12 protein-coding genes, 1 tRNA gene and 1 pseudogene are annotated in these 15,003 nt (G+C 50.1%); 10 read left to right on the forward strand and 4 right to left on the reverse strand.

The window, feature by feature from the left end; all coding sequences use genetic code 11:
* Positions 1-15: 15 nt before the first annotated feature.
* Complete coding sequence (locus HEN33_RS06085; protein WP_176263489.1) at positions 16-885, forward strand: YjeJ family protein; 870 nt, start codon at positions 16-18, stop codon at positions 883-885.
* 49 nt (positions 886-934) lie between these two features.
* Here the strand turns inward: HEN33_RS06085 and HEN33_RS06090 are convergent, their stop codons facing one another.
* From HEN33_RS06090 to HEN33_RS06100, 3 genes are all read right to left on the reverse strand, one after another.
* A complete protein-coding gene (locus HEN33_RS06090) occupies positions 935-1,288 on the reverse strand; it encodes a DUF4156 domain-containing protein (protein ID WP_000558209.1) in 354 nt (117 codons plus the stop codon).
* Positions 1,289-1,422: 134 nt separating this feature from the next.
* Positions 1,423-3,069 carry a chaperonin GroEL gene (gene groL / locus HEN33_RS06095; RefSeq protein WP_000729117.1) on the reverse strand — a complete coding sequence of 549 codons (1,647 nt, stop codon included), beginning with the start codon at positions 3,067-3,069 and terminating at the stop codon, positions 1,423-1,425.
* 43 nt (positions 3,070-3,112) lie between these two features.
* Entirely contained in the window at positions 3,113-3,406 is a 294-nt protein-coding gene (locus tag HEN33_RS06100) for a co-chaperone GroES (protein WP_001026276.1), read from the reverse strand.
* A 275-nt stretch (positions 3,407-3,681) separates the two neighbouring features.
* On the opposite strand from HEN33_RS06100, the gene yjeH reads away from it, so the two are divergent.
* Positions 3,682-4,938, forward strand: a complete 1,257-nt coding sequence (gene yjeH, locus HEN33_RS06105) for an L-methionine/branched-chain amino acid transporter (protein ID WP_032185731.1) — start codon at positions 3,682-3,684, stop codon at positions 4,936-4,938.
* A 15-nt stretch (positions 4,939-4,953) separates the two neighbouring features.
* Here the strand turns inward: yjeH and HEN33_RS06110 are convergent, their stop codons facing one another.
* The gene (locus HEN33_RS06110; protein WP_001267448.1) at positions 4,954-5,430 is read right to left on the reverse strand and encodes an FxsA family protein; all 477 of its coding nucleotides are present in this window, start codon (positions 5,428-5,430) and stop codon (positions 4,954-4,956) included.
* Between the two features lie 336 nt (positions 5,431-5,766).
* Here HEN33_RS06110 and aspA point away from each other — a divergent pair.
* The 8 genes and pseudogenes from aspA to HEN33_RS06150 all read left to right on the forward strand — a co-directional run.
* Positions 5,767-7,201: pseudogene (gene aspA / locus HEN33_RS06115) on the forward strand (aspartate ammonia-lyase).
* Positions 7,202-7,318: 117 nt separating this feature from the next.
* Positions 7,319-8,620, forward strand: a complete 1,302-nt coding sequence (dcuA, locus tag HEN33_RS06120) for an anaerobic C4-dicarboxylate transporter DcuA (RefSeq protein ID WP_000961959.1) — start codon at positions 7,319-7,321, stop codon at positions 8,618-8,620.
* Between the two features lie 114 nt (positions 8,621-8,734).
* The gene (gene cutA / locus HEN33_RS06125; RefSeq protein WP_000883405.1) at positions 8,735-9,073 is read left to right on the forward strand and encodes a divalent cation tolerance protein CutA; all 339 of its coding nucleotides are present in this window, start codon (positions 8,735-8,737) and stop codon (positions 9,071-9,073) included.
* On the forward strand, positions 9,049-10,746 hold the full coding sequence (gene dsbD, locus HEN33_RS06130) for a protein-disulfide reductase DsbD (RefSeq protein ID WP_176263486.1): 1,698 nt from the start codon (positions 9,049-9,051) through the stop codon (positions 10,744-10,746). The genes cutA and dsbD overlap by 25 nt, the downstream gene beginning before the upstream one ends.
* Positions 10,747-10,782: 36 nt before the next feature.
* Positions 10,783-11,358 (forward strand): transcriptional regulator, encoded by a 576-nt coding sequence (locus tag HEN33_RS06135; RefSeq protein ID WP_001188520.1) that lies wholly within the window; start codon positions 10,783-10,785, stop codon positions 11,356-11,358.
* 67 nt (positions 11,359-11,425) lie between these two features.
* Complete coding sequence (locus tag HEN33_RS06140; RefSeq protein ID WP_176263487.1) at positions 11,426-13,435, forward strand: DUF1176 domain-containing protein; 2,010 nt, start codon at positions 11,426-11,428, stop codon at positions 13,433-13,435.
* A gap of 115 nt (positions 13,436-13,550) precedes the next feature.
* A tRNA-Phe gene (locus HEN33_RS06145) sits at positions 13,551-13,626 on the forward strand.
* A gap of 197 nt (positions 13,627-13,823) precedes the next feature.
* Positions 13,824-15,003, forward strand: a 1,180-nt coding sequence (locus HEN33_RS06150; RefSeq protein WP_183083422.1) for a tyrosine-type recombinase/integrase, incomplete at its 3' end; no start/stop codon positions are given.

Genomic DNA, 15,003 nt, shown 5'->3' on the forward strand with positions numbered 1-15,003 from the left:
TTAGGGAGAACCTACATGGCCATAAGCATCAAGGGAGTTAATACCGGTGTTATTCGCAAGAGTAATAATTTCATTGCACTGGCGCTGAAAATTAAAGAGCCTCGCAATAAAGAATCGTTGTTCTTTATGTCTGTCATGGAACTGCGAGACCTGCTGATTGCGCTGGAAAGCCGTCTGCATCAAAAGCATAAACTGGATGCTGCAGCACGCCTTCAGTATGAGCAAGCTCGCGATAAAGTCATTAAGAAAATGGCAGAAAATATCCCAGAAATTCTGGTTGATGAGCTTAAAAATGCCGATATTAATCGTCGAGTTAACACGCTGGAACTTACCGATAATCAGGGTGAAAATCTTACCTTCGTATTAACGCTACATGACGGTAGCAAATGTGAGTTAGTCATCAATGAATTGCAGATTGAAATGCTGGCGCGAGCAATCATTCATGCAATTAATAATGCGGAAATGCGTGAACTGGCATTACGTATTACCTCACTGTTAGATTTCCTGCCGTTATACGACGTTGACTGCCAGGACAATGGCAATCTGGAATATGACACCTATTCCCAACCGGAATGGAAACATAACTTGTTCAACCATTATCTGGCGGTGCTTTACCGCTTTAAAGATGAAAGTGGCAAAGAACAATTTAGCGGCGCAGTGGTGAAAACGCGTGAAGCAACGCCGGGTAAAGAAGTGGAGGCGATCACTCGCCGAATGCTTGATTTCAGCCCCAGACTGAAAAAACTCGCGGGTGTGCCATGTCAGGTCTATGTTCGCACCGTAGCGGCAAATAACACCCAACCGCTAACCCAGGATCAATGCTTACGCGCGCTGCATCACTTACGTGTTCAGTCCATCAGCAAAAGTGCACCACAAGCGAAATAATCTCATCTTTGCTAATGCGAGGCTGGAGTCATCCAGCCTCTGAATCACATCAATTCGGGCACTTATATACCTGGCCGATAATCTGGCTATCCGTCGGGACAAAACTGGACAACATTCCCTGCGACGGGCTGCTGATACCATAAATCACGTTACCGCCCATTGCTGCCGCCTGGTTGCGCAGATCGTTTGCCGCACCACGCATAGAACCGCCTTCTTCACCGTGTTGCCCGGAAAGCCAGTTACTTTGCTTACCTGTCGCAGTACCAATCAGCTGGCACTCCGCACCTGGTTGCTCGTCCACGATGCGAACGCTCTGTCCGGCAGCGCTCAATTCGTTGCTGGAGCTACAACCCGCCATCAGTAGCGCGGCACCGACAATCCCTGCTAAGTATTTTACGTGCATGTTATTCCCCATAATCAATGAGCTGGACGCCACTCGCGTCTGTGTGTGAATCTTATACTAAAAAGATGACTAAAAGAAAAACCCCCAGACATTTCTGCCCGGGGGTTTGTTTATTTCTGCGAGGTGCAGGGCAATTACATCATGCCGCCCATGCCACCCATGCCGCCCATACCGCCAGCAGCGCCTAAGTCAGCTGCATCGTTTTTCGGCAGGTCGGTAACCATGCACTCGGTGGTGATCATCAGGCCAGCCACAGAAGCCGCGTACTGCAGAGCAGAGCGGGTTACTTTGGTTGGGTCCAGGATACCCATGTCGATCATGTTGCCGTATTCTTCGGTTGCTGCGTTATAACCGTAGTTGCCGTCGCCGCCTTTAACGGTGTTAGCAACAACAGACGGTTCTTCGCCGCAGTTCAGGACGATCTGACGCAGCGGAGCTTCCATTGCACGCAGTGCAACTTTGATACCTACGTTCTGGTCTTCGTTCTGACCACGCAGGTCTGCCAGTTTAGACGCTACGCGGATCAGCGCAACACCACCACCAGCAACCACGCCTTCTTCTACCGCAGCACGGGTCGCGTGCAGGGCGTCTTCAACGCGTGCTTTTTTCTCTTTCATTTCAACTTCGGTAGCAGCACCAACTTTGATAACTGCAACGCCGCCTGCCAGTTTCGCTACGCGCTCCTGCAGTTTTTCACGGTCGTAGTCAGAAGTTGCTTCTTCAATCTGCTGACGGATCTGAGCAACACGGCCCTGGATTGCAGCTTCTTCACCCACGCCATCGATGATGGTGGTGGTGTCTTTGTTGATCACAACACGTTTAGCCTGACCCAGGTCTTCCAGGGTTGCTTTTTCCAGCTCCATACCGATCTCTTCAGAGATTACGGTACCGCCAGTCAGGGTTGCGATATCCTGCAGCATAGCTTTACGACGATCGCCGAAGCCCGGAGCTTTAACCGCAGCGACTTTCACGATGCCACGCATGGTATTAACAACCAGAGTTGCCAGCGCTTCGCCTTCAACATCTTCAGCGATGATCAGCAGCGGTTTGCCTGCTTTTGCAACGGCTTCCAGAACCGGCAGCATTTCACGGATGTTGGAGATTTTCTTGTCAGCCAGCAGGATGAACGGGCTTTCCAGTTCTACTGCGCCAGTTTCCGGCTTGTTGATGAAGTAAGGAGACAGGTAACCACGGTCGAACTGCATACCTTCAACCACGTCCAGTTCGTCCTGCAGACCAGTACCGTCTTCAACGGTGATAACGCCTTCTTTACCGACTTTGTCCATCGCTTCAGCGATCAGTTTACCTACGGTTTCGTCGGAGTTAGCGGAGATAGTACCAACCTGAGCAATCGCTTTAGAGTCGGAGCACGGTACGGACAGCGCTTTCAGTTCTTCAACTGCAGCGGTAACGGCTTTGTCGATACCACGTTTCAGGTCCATCGGGTTCATGCCCGCAGCAACAGCTTTCAGACCTTCAGTGATGATAGCCTGAGCCAGTACGGTTGCGGTGGTGGTACCGTCGCCTGCAGCGTCGTTCGCTTTAGAGGCAACTTCTTTCACCATCTGCGCACCCATGTTTTCGAACTTGTCTTCCAGTTCGATTTCACGAGCAACGGAAACACCATCTTTGGTGATGGTCGGTGCACCGAAAGATTTATCCAGAACTACGTTACGGCCTTTCGGACCGAGGGTAACTTTCACTGCATCTGCCAGTACGTTTACGCCGCGCAGCATTTTCACACGAGCGTCGTTACCGAATTTTACGTCTTTAGCTGCCATTATCTTTATTCCTTAAATTCGTATGTTCAGTGTCGTGCGCGGATTACGCTTCAACAATTGCCAGAATGTCGCTTTCGGACATGATCAACACTTCTTCATTGTCGATCTTCTCAGATTTCACACCGTAGCCATCGTTGAAAATAACGATGTCGCCAACTTTCACGTCCAGCGGCTTCACTTCGCCATTTTCAAGGATACGGCCATTGCCGACAGCCAGCACTTCGCCACGGGTAGATTTAGCCGCTGCAGAGCCGGTCAGAACGATGCCGCCAGCAGATTTAGTTTCAACTTCTTTACGCTTGACGATCACGCGATCATGCAATGGACGAATATTCATTGATAACTCTCCTTTGAGAAAGTCCGTATCTGTTATGGGTGACGCCGGACCTTACGCGGTTTCCCGGCTGGTGACCAGAGAAATGGGGGTGAGGCTTCGCCCCTTCAAGGGGGAAAATGAAAAAAAATTCTGATCAGCACAAAATCGGGTGAAAACACTGATTCACCTCACATTTCATCGCAATTTATTCATCGCCGTCATAAGCGAATCTGATTGTGCTACCATCGAAAATCTACGCAGTTGCCCAAGATTTGGGCGCAATCGGACATCAACCCATGAGTGGACTCAAACAAGAACTGGGGCTGGCCCAGGGCATCGGCCTGCTATCGACGTCATTATTAGGCACTGGCGTGTTTGCCGTTCCTGCGTTAGCTGCACTGGTAGCAGGCAATACCAGCCTGTGGGCGTGGCCCGTTTTGATTATCTTAGTGTTCCCGATTGCAATTGTGTTTGCGATTCTGGGTCGCCACTATCCCAGTGCAGGCGGCGTCGCACACTTCGTCGGTATGGCGTTTGGTTCGCGGCTTGAGCGAGTCACCGGCTGGCTGTTTTTATCGGTCATTCCCGTAGGTTTGCCTGCCGCGCTACAAATTGCTGCCGGCTTCGGCCAGGCAATGTTTGGCTGGCATAGCTGGCAACTGTTGTTAGCAGAACTCGGTACGCTGGCGTTGGTGTGGTATATCGGTACGCGCGGTGCCAGTTCCAGTGCTAATCTACAAACAGTTATTGCCGGACTTATCGTCGCGCTGATTGTCGCTATCTGGTGGGCGGGCGATATCAAACCTGCGAATATCCCCTTCCCTGCACCTGGTAATATCGAACTTACCGGGTTATTTGCTGCGTTATCAGTGATGTTCTGGTGCTTTGTCGGTCTGGAAGCATTTGCCCATCTTGCCTCGGAATTTAAAAATCCAGAGCGTGATTTTCCTCGTGCTTTGATGATTGGTCTGCTGCTGGCAGGATTAGTTTACTGGGGCTGTACGGTAGTCGTCTTACACTTCGACGCCTATGGTGAACAAATGGCGGCAGCAGCATCGCTTCCAAAAATTGTAGTGCAACTGTTCGGTGTAGGAGCGTTATGGATTGCCTGCGTGATTGGCTATCTGGCCTGCTTTGCCAGTCTCAACATTTATATACAGAGCTTCGCCCGCCTGGTCTGGTCGCAGGCGCAACATAATCCTGACCACTACCTGGCACGCCTCTCTTCTCGTCATATCCCGAATAATGCCCTCAATGCAGTGCTCGGCTGCTGCGTGGTGAGCACGTTGGTGATTCATGCTTTAGAGATCAATCTGGACGCACTTATCATCTATGCCAATGGCATCTTTATTATGATTTATCTGTTATGCATGCTGGCAGGCTGTAAATTATTGCAAGGACGTTATCGACTACTGGCGGTGGTTGGCGGGCTGTTATGCGTTCTGTTACTGGCAATGGTCGGCTGGAAAAGTCTCTATGCGCTGATCATGCTGGCGGGGTTATGGCTGTTTCTGCCTAAACGAAAAACGCCGGAAAATGGCATAACCACATAATCCGGCGTTTCGGCATTAATCCTGGCGATCGTCTTTATGATCAAGGCGGTCGCGCTCATCATCCTTTCGCTGGTACTCACCATCAAAAGTATTACCGCCACCGGTCCCGGCGCTAAAACCGCCGCCTGGCATGCGAGAAAAGCGCAAATGCGGCATCAACTTCACTGTCAGATGCTTTTGCACCGGCGGTAATAAAAGCAGAAGACCGAGGAAGTCGGTGAAAAAGCCCGGTAATAAAAGCAGCAAACCGGCAATGATCAGCGAAACACTTTTAATCATCTCCGCCGCTGGGTTTTCACCTGCCGCCATTTTTTGCTGCATCAGCACGAAATTCTTAAAGCCCTGGTTACGTACCAGTGACATACCGATAACTGACGTGAATATAACCAGCACGAGGGTCAGCAATACCCCCAATACATGGGCAACTTGAATAAAGATTGAAATCTCAATATAGACATAAAGAAAAATGGCAATAAAAGGTAACCAGCGCAAAGGTTTCTCCTGTAATAGCAGCCGGTTAAACCCGGCTACCTGAATGGGTTGCGAATCGCGTTCAGCTTATATTGTGGTCATTAGCAAAATTTCAAGATGTTTGCGCAACTATTTTTGGTAGTAATCCCAAAGCGGTGATCTATTTCACAAATTAATAATTAAGGGGTAAAAACCGACACTTAAAGTGATCCAGATTACGGTAGAAATCCTCAAGCAGCATATGATCTCGGGTATTCGGTCGATGCAGGGGATAATCGTCGGTCGAAAAACATTCGAAACCACATATATTCTGTGTGTTTAAAGCAAATCATTGGCAGCTTGAAAAAGAAGGTTCACATGTCAAACAACATTCGTATCGAAGAAGATCTGTTGGGTACCAGGGAAGTTCCAGCTGATGCCTACTATGGTGTTCACACTCTGAGAGCGATTGAAAACTTCTATATCAGCAACAACAAAATCAGTGATATTCCTGAATTTGTTCGCGGTATGGTAATGGTTAAAAAAGCCGCAGCTATGGCAAACAAAGAGCTGCAAACCATTCCTAAAAGTGTAGCGAATGCCATCATTGCCGCATGTGATGAAGTCCTGAACAACGGAAAATGCATGGATCATCCCGGTAGACGTCTACCAGGGCGGCGCAGGTACTTCCGTAAACATGAACACCAACGAAGTGCTGGCCAATATCGGTCTGGAACTGATGGGTCACCAGAAAGGTGAATATCAGTACCTGAACCCGAACGACCATGTTAACAAATGTCAGTCCACTAACGACGCCTACCCGACCGGTTTCCGTATCGCAGTTTACTCTTCCCTGATTAAGCTGGTAGATGCGATTAACCAACTGCGTGAAGGCTTTGAACGTAAAGCTGTCGAATTCCAGGACATCCTGAAAATGGGTCGTACCCAGCTGCAGGACGCAGTACCGATGACCCTCGGTCAGGAATTCCGCGCTTTCAGCATCCTGCTGAAAGAAGAAGTGAAAAATATCCAACGTACCGCTGAACTGCTGCTGGAAGTTAACCTTGGCGCAACAGCAATCGGTACTGGTCTGAACACGCCGAAAGAGTACTCTCCGCTGGCAGTGAAAAAACTGGCTGAAGTCACTGGCTTCCCATGCGTACCGGCTGAAGACCTGATCGAAGCGACCTCTGACTGCGGCGCTTATGTTATGGTTCACGGCGCGCTGAAACGCCTGGCTGTGAAGATGTCCAAAATCTGTAACGACCTGCGCTTGCTCTCTTCTGGTCCACGTGCCGGCCTGAACGAGATCAACCTGCCGGAACTGCAGGCGGGCTCTTCCATCATGCCAGCTAAAGTAAACCCGGTTGTTCCGGAAGTGGTTAACCAGGTATGCTTCAAAGTCATCGGTAACGACACCACTGTTACCATGGCAGCAGAAGCAGGTCAGCTGCAGTTGAACGTTATGGAGCCGGTCATTGGCCAGGCTATGTTCGAATCCGTTCACATTCTGACCAACGCTTGCTACAACCTGCTGGAAAAATGCATTAACGGCATCACGGCTAACAAAGAAGTGTGCGAAGGTTACGTTTACAACTCTATCGGTATCGTTACTTACTTGAACCCGTTCATCGGTCACCACAACGGTGACATCGTGGGTAAAATCTGTGCCGAAACCGGTAAGAGTGTACGTGAAGTCGTTCTGGAACGCGGTCTGTTGACTGAAGCGGAACTTGACGATATTTTCTCCGTACAGAATCTGATGCACCCGGCTTACAAAGCAAAACGCTATACTGATGAAAGCGAACAGTAATCGTACAGGGTAGTACAAATAGAGAAGGCACGTCAGATGACGTGCCTTTTTTCTTGTGAGCAGTAACTTAAAAATAACAATCTAATATCAACTTGTTAAAAAACAAGGAAGGCTAATATGCTAGTTGTAGAACTCATCATAGTTTTGCTGGCGATCTTCTTGGGCGCCAGATTGGGGGGAATAGGTATTGGTTTTGCAGGCGGATTGGGGGTGCTGGTTCTTGCCGCTATTGGCGTTAAACCCGGTAACATCCCGTTCGATGTCATTTCCATTATCATGGCGGTTATCGCCGCTATTTCTGCCATGCAGGTTGCTGGCGGTCTGGACTATCTGGTTCATCAGACAGAAAAGCTGCTGCGCCGTAACCCGAAATACATCACGATCCTCGCGCCGATCGTGACCTATTTCCTGACAATCTTTGCTGGTACTGGCAACATCTCTCTGGCAACGCTGCCTGTTATCGCTGAAGTTGCGAAGGAACAAGGCGTTAAACCGTGCCGTCCGCTGTCTACTGCAGTGGTATCCGCGCAGATTGCGATCACCGCATCGCCAATCTCAGCGGCCGTGGTTTACATGTCTTCCGTAATGGAAGGTCATGGCATCAGCTACCTCCATCTGCTCTCCGTGGTCATCCCGTCCACCTTGCTGGCGGTTCTGGTGATGTCCTTCCTGGTCACTATGCTGTTCAACTCCAAACTCTCTGACGATCCGATTTATCGCAAGCGTCTGGAAGAAGGCCTCGTTGAACTGCGCGGTGAAAAGCAGATTGAAATCAAATCCGGTGCAAAAACGTCCGTCTGGCTGTTCCTGCTGGGCGTAGTTGGCGTGGTTATCTATGCAATCATCAACAGCCCAAGCATGGGTCTGGTTGAAAAACCGCTGATGAACACCACCAACGCAATCCTGATCATCATGCTCAGCGTTGCAACTCTGACCACCGTTATCTGTAAAGTCGATACCGACAACATCCTCAACTCCAGCACCTTCAAAGCAGGTATGAGCGCCTGTATTTGTATCCTGGGTGTTGCGTGGCTGGGCGATACTTTCGTTTCCAACAACATCGACTGGATCAAAGATACCGCTGGTGAAGTGATTCAGGGTCATCCGTGGCTGCTGGCCGTCATCTTCTTCTTTGCTTCTGCTCTGCTGTACTCTCAGGCTGCAACCGCAAAAGCACTGATGCCGATGGCTCTGGCACTGAACGTTTCTCCGCTGACCGCTGTTGCTTCTTTCGCTGCGGTGTCTGGTCTGTTCATTCTGCCGACCTACCCGACGCTGGTTGCTGCGGTACAGATGGATGACACGGGTACAACTCGTATCGGTAAATTCGTCTTCAACCATCCGTTCTTCATCCCGGGTACTCTGGGTGTTGCCCTGGCCGTTTGCTTCGGCTTCGTGCTGGGTAGCTTCATGCTGTAATGACCAATCGCGGGGCTTCAGGCCCCGCTTTCTTTCCCGCCGACTAACATCCTTCCCCCGTCCGTTGTATAGTGACCTCTCTCTTGCGGTTCCATCTGTTCTTGCGAGGTGTTTATGCTTGATGAAAAAAGTTCGAATACCGCGTCTGTCGTGGTGCTATGTACGGCACCGGATGAAGCGACAGCCCAGGATTTAGCCGCCAAAGTGCTGGCGGAAAAACTGGCGGCCTGCGCGACCTTGATCCCCGGCGCGACCTCTCTCTATTACTGGGAAGGTAAGCTGGAGCAAGAATACGAAGTGCAGATGATTTTAAAAACTACCGTATCTCTCCAGCAGGCACTGCTGGAATGCCTGAAGTCTCATCATCCATATCAAACCCCGGAACTTCTGGTTTTACCTGTTACACACGGAGACACAGATTACCTCTCATGGCTCAACGCATCTTTACGCTGATCCTGCTACTTTGCAGCACTTCCGTTTTTGCCGGATTATTCGACGCGCCGGGACGTTCACAATTTGTCCCCGCGGATCAAGCCTTTGCTTTTGATTTTCAGCAAAACCAACATGACCTGAATCTGACCTGGCAGATCAAAGACGGTTACTACCTCTACCGTAAACAGGTCCGCATTACGCCGGAACACGCGAAAATTGCCGACGTGCAGCTGCCGCAAGGCGTCTGGCATGAAGATGAGTTTTACGGCAAAAGCGAGATTTACCGCGATCGGCTGACGCTTCCCGTAACCATCAACCAGGCGAGTGCGGGAGCGACGTTAACTGTCACCTACCAGGGCTGTGCTGATGCTGGTTTCTGTTATCCGCCAGAAACCAAAACCGTTCCGTTAAGCGAAGTGGTCGCCAACAACGCAGCGTCACAGCTTGTGTCTGTTCCGCAGCAAGAGCAGCCCACCGCGCAATTGCCCTTTTCCGCGCTCTGGGCGTTGTTGATCGGTATTGGTATCGCCTTTACGCCATGCGTGCTGCCAATGTACCCACTGATTTCTGGCATCGTGCTGGGCAGTAAACAGCGGCTCTCCACTGCCAGAGCATTGTTGCTGACCTTTATTTATGTGCAGGGGATGGCGCTGACTTACACGGCACTGGGTCTGGTGGTTGCCGCCGCAGGGTTACAGTTCCAGGCGGCGCTACAGCACCCATACGTGCTCATTGGCCTCGCTATCGTCTTTACCTTGCTGGCGATGTCAATGTTTGGCTTGTTTACCCTGCAACTCCCCTCTTCGCTGCAAACGCGCCTCACGCTGATGAGCAATCGCCAACAGGGCGGCTCACCTGGCGGTGTGTTTGTTATGGGGGCGATTGCCGGACTGATCTGTTCACCATGCACCACCGCACCGCTTAGCGCGATTCTGCTGTATATCGCCCAAAGCGGGAACATGTGGCTGGGCGGCGGCACGCTTTATCTCTATGCGTTGGGCATGGGCCTGCCGCTGATGCTAATTACCGTCTTTGGTAACCGCTTGCTGCCGAAAAGCGGCCCGTGGATGGAACAAGTCAAAACCGCGTTTGGTTTTGTGATCCTCGCACTGCCGGTCTTCCTGCTGGAGCGAGTGATTGGTGATATATGGGGATTACGCTTGTGGTCGGCGCTTGGTGTCGCATTCTTTGGCTGGGCCTTTATCACCAGCCTACAGGCCAAACGCGGCTGGATGAGCGTAGTGCAAATAATTCTGCTGGCAGCAGCATTGGTTAGCGTGCGCCCACTTCAGGATTGGGCATTTGGTGCGACGCATACCGCGCAAACTCAGACGCATCTCAACTTTACACAAATCAAAACGGTAGATGAGTTAAATCAGGCGCTCGTTGAAGCCAAAGGCAAACCAGTGATGTTAGATCTCTATGCCGACTGGTGCGTCGCCTGTAAAGAGTTTGAGAAATACACCTTCAGCGACCCGCAGGTGCAAAAAGCGTTAGCAGACACGGTCTTACTTCAGGCTAACGTCACTGCCAACGACGCCCAAGATGTGGCGCTGTTAAAGCATCTTAATGTCCTTGGCCTACCGACAATTCTCTTTTTTGACGGACAAGGCCAGGAGCATCCGCAAGCGCGTGTCACGGGCTTTATGGATGCTGAAACCTTCAGCGCACATTTGCGCGATCGCCAACCGTGAACGACACTTGCAGTGGGAAAGACGGAGGAAAATAGCGTGCAACGTGAAGATGTACTGGGAGAAGCCCTGAAATTATTAGAATTACAAGGGATTGCCAACACCACGCTGGAGATGGTTGCTGAACGTGTGGATTATCCACTGGACGAGCTACGCCGCTTCTGGCCAGACAAAGAGGCAATCCTCTATGATGCGCTGCGCTATCTTAGCCAACAGATAGATGTCTGGCGTCGTCAGCTGATGCTGGACGAAACGCAAACCGCCGAACAAAAGCTGCTGGCGCGTTATCAGGCGCTATCGGAGTGCGTTAAAAACAACCGCTATCCGGGCTGTCTGTTTATCGCTGCCTGTACGTTTTATCCCGATCCTGGCCACCCTATTCATCAACTGGCCGATCAGCAAAAAAGCGCGGCCTACGATTTCACCCACGAACTGTTAACCACACTGGAAGTTGACGATCCGGCGATGGTAGCAAAGCAGATGGAACTGGTGCTGGAAGGCTGTTTAAGCCGAATGCTGGTGAATCGTAGCCAGGCGGATGTCGACACCGCACATCGGCTGGCGGAAGATATCCTGCGCTTCGCCCGCTGCCGCCAGGGTGGCGCTTTGACGTAATTCGGATTTCTGGCCCTTTCGTATACGCATATAATTCCATCAACACGGATATGTAAAAGGGAATTATATGCGCCTTCTTCACCACGCCACACTTGCCGCTCTTTTCGTTATACCCTTCTTTGCCAATGCTATAAGTGGCCTTACTTTCAGCCATAAAGACTGGGAACTCGCCTGTGACAACACCGGCACCTGCCGCGCAGCGGGCTATGGTGATAACGTCAGTGCATTGCTGACGCGTCGAGCTGGTATATCCCCTGATACCCGAATAGAGGTAACTTTTGCCCAACGAGAACAAGGGCAATCCCCCATCTCTACTGCCGTGCTTTTTATTAATAATCAAAAACAAAGGCCACTTATTCCTGTTTCTGATGGCTATTTTTTGCTGGGAAGTGACATCAGGTCTGCCTTTATTCGGGCATTACAACAAAATGACATGATTGAATTTGAAGCCGACGGCGAACGTAAAATGCTCTCTCTGGCAGGATCTGACGCCGTACTGCTGAAAATGGATGCGTTCCAAAAACGTATCAATACCGCAAGCGCCCTGCTTAAGCCAGGACCTGACAACATTTTCGAAGCACTCCCCGAATCTCCCACACCGCTTATCGCGACACGCCCCGTTATCTCATCGCCGAAAATTACACAACTAACGGAATTACAGCTCCAAAATATCCAGTCACAGCTTCAACTAACACCAGAGATGAACTGTAGGGCGGAGGAGGGAAATAACCGCTATTACGCCATTCCGGTTGATAAAAATCATACGTTAATTCAAACCGCATGTTTCGATATCTCCCGTTACGCCATGTGGCTGACTAACTCCACGTTAACAGCCTCTCCGCAGTTGATTACCAACGATGCAAGCGGCTATGAGGACGGAGAGATAATAAAATTTGCCGAGCCGATACAGATCTGGCGCTGGACCGGAAAAACGTTTGCATTAACCGATGAATACCGTAGTGGTGGTCGGGGAACTTTATCTGTTAACGGAGTCTGGACGCTACCCACATTCGTGAGCCATGTCCGCGCGCAACAAGACATCGACAAAGATAATGCCGCGCTAAAGTCTCTTCATGATGCCATCAATAAAGAAAAAGCGATTAACCCAGAACTGAATCTGAAGAAAGTTTCTGACCAGTTTCCATTAATGGGGCAGTCTACGGATTTCTCAGTGCAAGGCATCGATGAACAAGATAATCCATTACCCGATCATAAACCCTCAGCCGAAATCAGTGACGATGAATGGCAGGCCTTTAAACAATCACCTGTCGGAGGCGTTTCCGAAAATGGGCGAATCGACTATGTGTTGGTTGATTTAGATGGTGACGGAAAACGCGATCTCATTATTGACTGTTATGTTGGTGGTACGGGGCTTTTTAGCTACACGGGCGTACTAAAACGCGGGGATAAGACGTTTTATGCGGTAAAGAGCACTGACGATGAAAATCTTGATATAGCAGGTGCGTTGTTCTCGGAATCCGGACGTGGTGCTAACCAGTGGAGCCAATGGGTTCGCATACACGGCCAGGTTTATGCGCTCTGGTATAACGGGCAGTTTGGCGAAGATAACCTTTATTTACTGCGACCTTTTATCAACACAGACAAAGTTCCTGTTGTGACGATTCGTTACCGCTATGCCTTAGAAATAATGAAAGCCCACAGCAAAGAACTCCCGGCTATCAGTGATAAAGACCGCAAAAGCCTGTTGAAAGCTCTCGCCCGGATGCAGGACCATCTCATTAAAGATATGCCCTCAAATCAACCACCTGCAGCCATATGCCCAATTCCACCAAACACGTCTGCCGCAGATGCTGACAACTACCGCTATGGGGAGCCACTGCATTACACCTTTGAACGTGTTGCCGTCATTCCTGTCTGGTTGAATAACAAATGTTACATAGGCACCGTTGCCAGCCATCACGGTTATTACCAAAATGGTGTAGATGCAGAAATAATTATCACCTCCCCGAGACAAGAAGACGGTTTTATACCAGGCTATTTGCTTACAGGTAAACGGCATGTCACAGCCATCCAAAGCGGCTGGAAACCGCGGGAAGGTGATATGGGAGTGATGTAATTTTCCGCAGCAATGGTCCAGAACTGCGCAAATTGCCGCAAAGATAAGCAACCAGACAGCAAAACGTGAAATTGAGTTGACGAGATGTGCAGATTACGGTTTAATGCGCCCCGTTGCCCGGATAGCTCAGTCGGTAGAGCAGGGGATTGAAAATCCCCGTGTCCTTGGTTCGATTCCGAGTCCGGGCACCAAATTCATATAAACGGACCTCCACGGAGGTCCGTTTTTCGTTTTAGGACGCCACGATTTAAGCGTCCTGCCGCCAAATCAATTCTACCGAACTCAACCAGACTCCCCCCACATCAACCCCATTGTGTGGGTATAATTGCGGGTATACCCCAGTTCGACAGAATTTGTACCCTCTTTAACGCATTCAGAAGGCTGAACTATGGCACTGACTGACGCAAAAATCCGGGCTGCAAAGCACACTGACAAGGCTTATAAACTCACTGACGGGGCTGGCATGTTCCTGCTGGTACATCCTAATGGTTCCCGTTACTGGCGTCTCCGTTATCGCATTCTGGGTAAGGAGAAAACTCTGGCACTTGGTGTATACCCGGAGGTTTCTCTCTCCGAAGCTCGTACAAAACGGGATGAGGCCCGAAAACTGATTTCGGAGGGGATTGACCCTTGCGAACAGAAAAGAGCTAAAAAAGTAGTCCCTGATTTACAACTCTCTTTTGAACATATTGCACGACGCTGGCATGCCAGTAATAAACAATGGGCACAATCACACAGCGATAAGGTACTCAAAAGCCTCGAAACACACGTTTTCCCCTTTATCGGCAACCGGAACATCACAACACTCAATACCCCGGACCTGCTTATCCCTGTTCGTGCTGCAGAAGCTAAACAAATTTATGAAATCGCCAGTCGTCTGCAGCAAAGAATATCTGCTGTAATGCGTTATGCCGTACAGTCTGGCATCATCAGATATAATCCTGCTCTGGATATGGCTGGCGCATTGACCTCTGTAAAACGACAGCATCGCCCCGCTCTTGATCTTTCACGTCTGCCTGAACTTCTGTCGCGTATTAACAGTTATAAAGGTCAGCCTGTCACCCGGCTTGCTGTTATGCTGAATTTACTGGTTTTTATTCGCTCCAGTGAACTCAGATATGCCCGCTGGGCTGAAATTGATATTGACAATTCAATGTGGACTATTCCAGCCGAACGCAAACCTCTGCCAGGGGTAAAATTCTCACACCGGGGCTCCAAGATGCGAACACCACATCTTGTGCCACTCAGCAAACAGGCTGTAGCCATACTGACAGAACTTCAGACATGGGCTGGTGAAAATGGTCTGATCTTTACGGGAGCACATGACCCGCGTAAACCAATCAGTGAAAATACCGTAAATAAGGCCCTCAGAGTGATGGGGTATGACACAACCAAGGAAGTCTGTGGCCATGGATTCCGGGCGATGGCGTGCAGTGCATTGATTGAATCAGGTTTGTGGTCCCGCGATGCTGTGGAACGTCAGATGAGCCATCAGGAGCGTAATGGTGTACGTGCTGCGTATATCCATAAAGCAGAACATCTGGAAGAACGTCGACTGATGCTACAGT

It is taken from the genome of Escherichia sp. 94.0001 (assembly GCF_013369155.2).
GTDB lineage: Bacteria > Pseudomonadota > Gammaproteobacteria > Enterobacterales > Enterobacteriaceae > Escherichia > Escherichia coli_F.

What these genes read in the sequence shown, in the direction of transcription:
- HEN33_RS06085 (WP_176263489.1), top strand. Translation starts at nt 16, where the DNA reads ATGGCCATAAGCATCAAGGGAGTTAATACCGGTGTTATTCGCAAGAGT.
- HEN33_RS06090 (WP_000558209.1), bottom strand. Translation starts at nt 1,288, where the DNA reads ATGCACGTAAAATACTTAGCAGGGATTGTCGGTGCCGCGCTACTGATG.
- groL (WP_000729117.1), bottom strand. Translation starts at nt 3,069, where the DNA reads ATGGCAGCTAAAGACGTAAAATTCGGTAACGACGCTCGTGTGAAAATG.
- HEN33_RS06100 (WP_001026276.1), bottom strand. Translation starts at nt 3,406, where the DNA reads ATGAATATTCGTCCATTGCATGATCGCGTGATCGTCAAGCGTAAAGAA.
- yjeH (WP_032185731.1), top strand. Translation starts at nt 3,682, where the DNA reads ATGAGTGGACTCAAACAAGAACTGGGGCTGGCCCAGGGCATCGGCCTG.
- dcuA (WP_000961959.1), top strand. Translation starts at nt 7,319, where the DNA reads ATGCTAGTTGTAGAACTCATCATAGTTTTGCTGGCGATCTTCTTGGGC.
- cutA (WP_000883405.1), top strand. Translation starts at nt 8,735, where the DNA reads ATGCTTGATGAAAAAAGTTCGAATACCGCGTCTGTCGTGGTGCTATGT.
- dsbD (WP_176263486.1), top strand. Translation starts at nt 9,049, where the DNA reads ATGGCTCAACGCATCTTTACGCTGATCCTGCTACTTTGCAGCACTTCC.
- HEN33_RS06140 (WP_176263487.1), top strand. Translation starts at nt 11,426, where the DNA reads ATGCGCCTTCTTCACCACGCCACACTTGCCGCTCTTTTCGTTATACCC.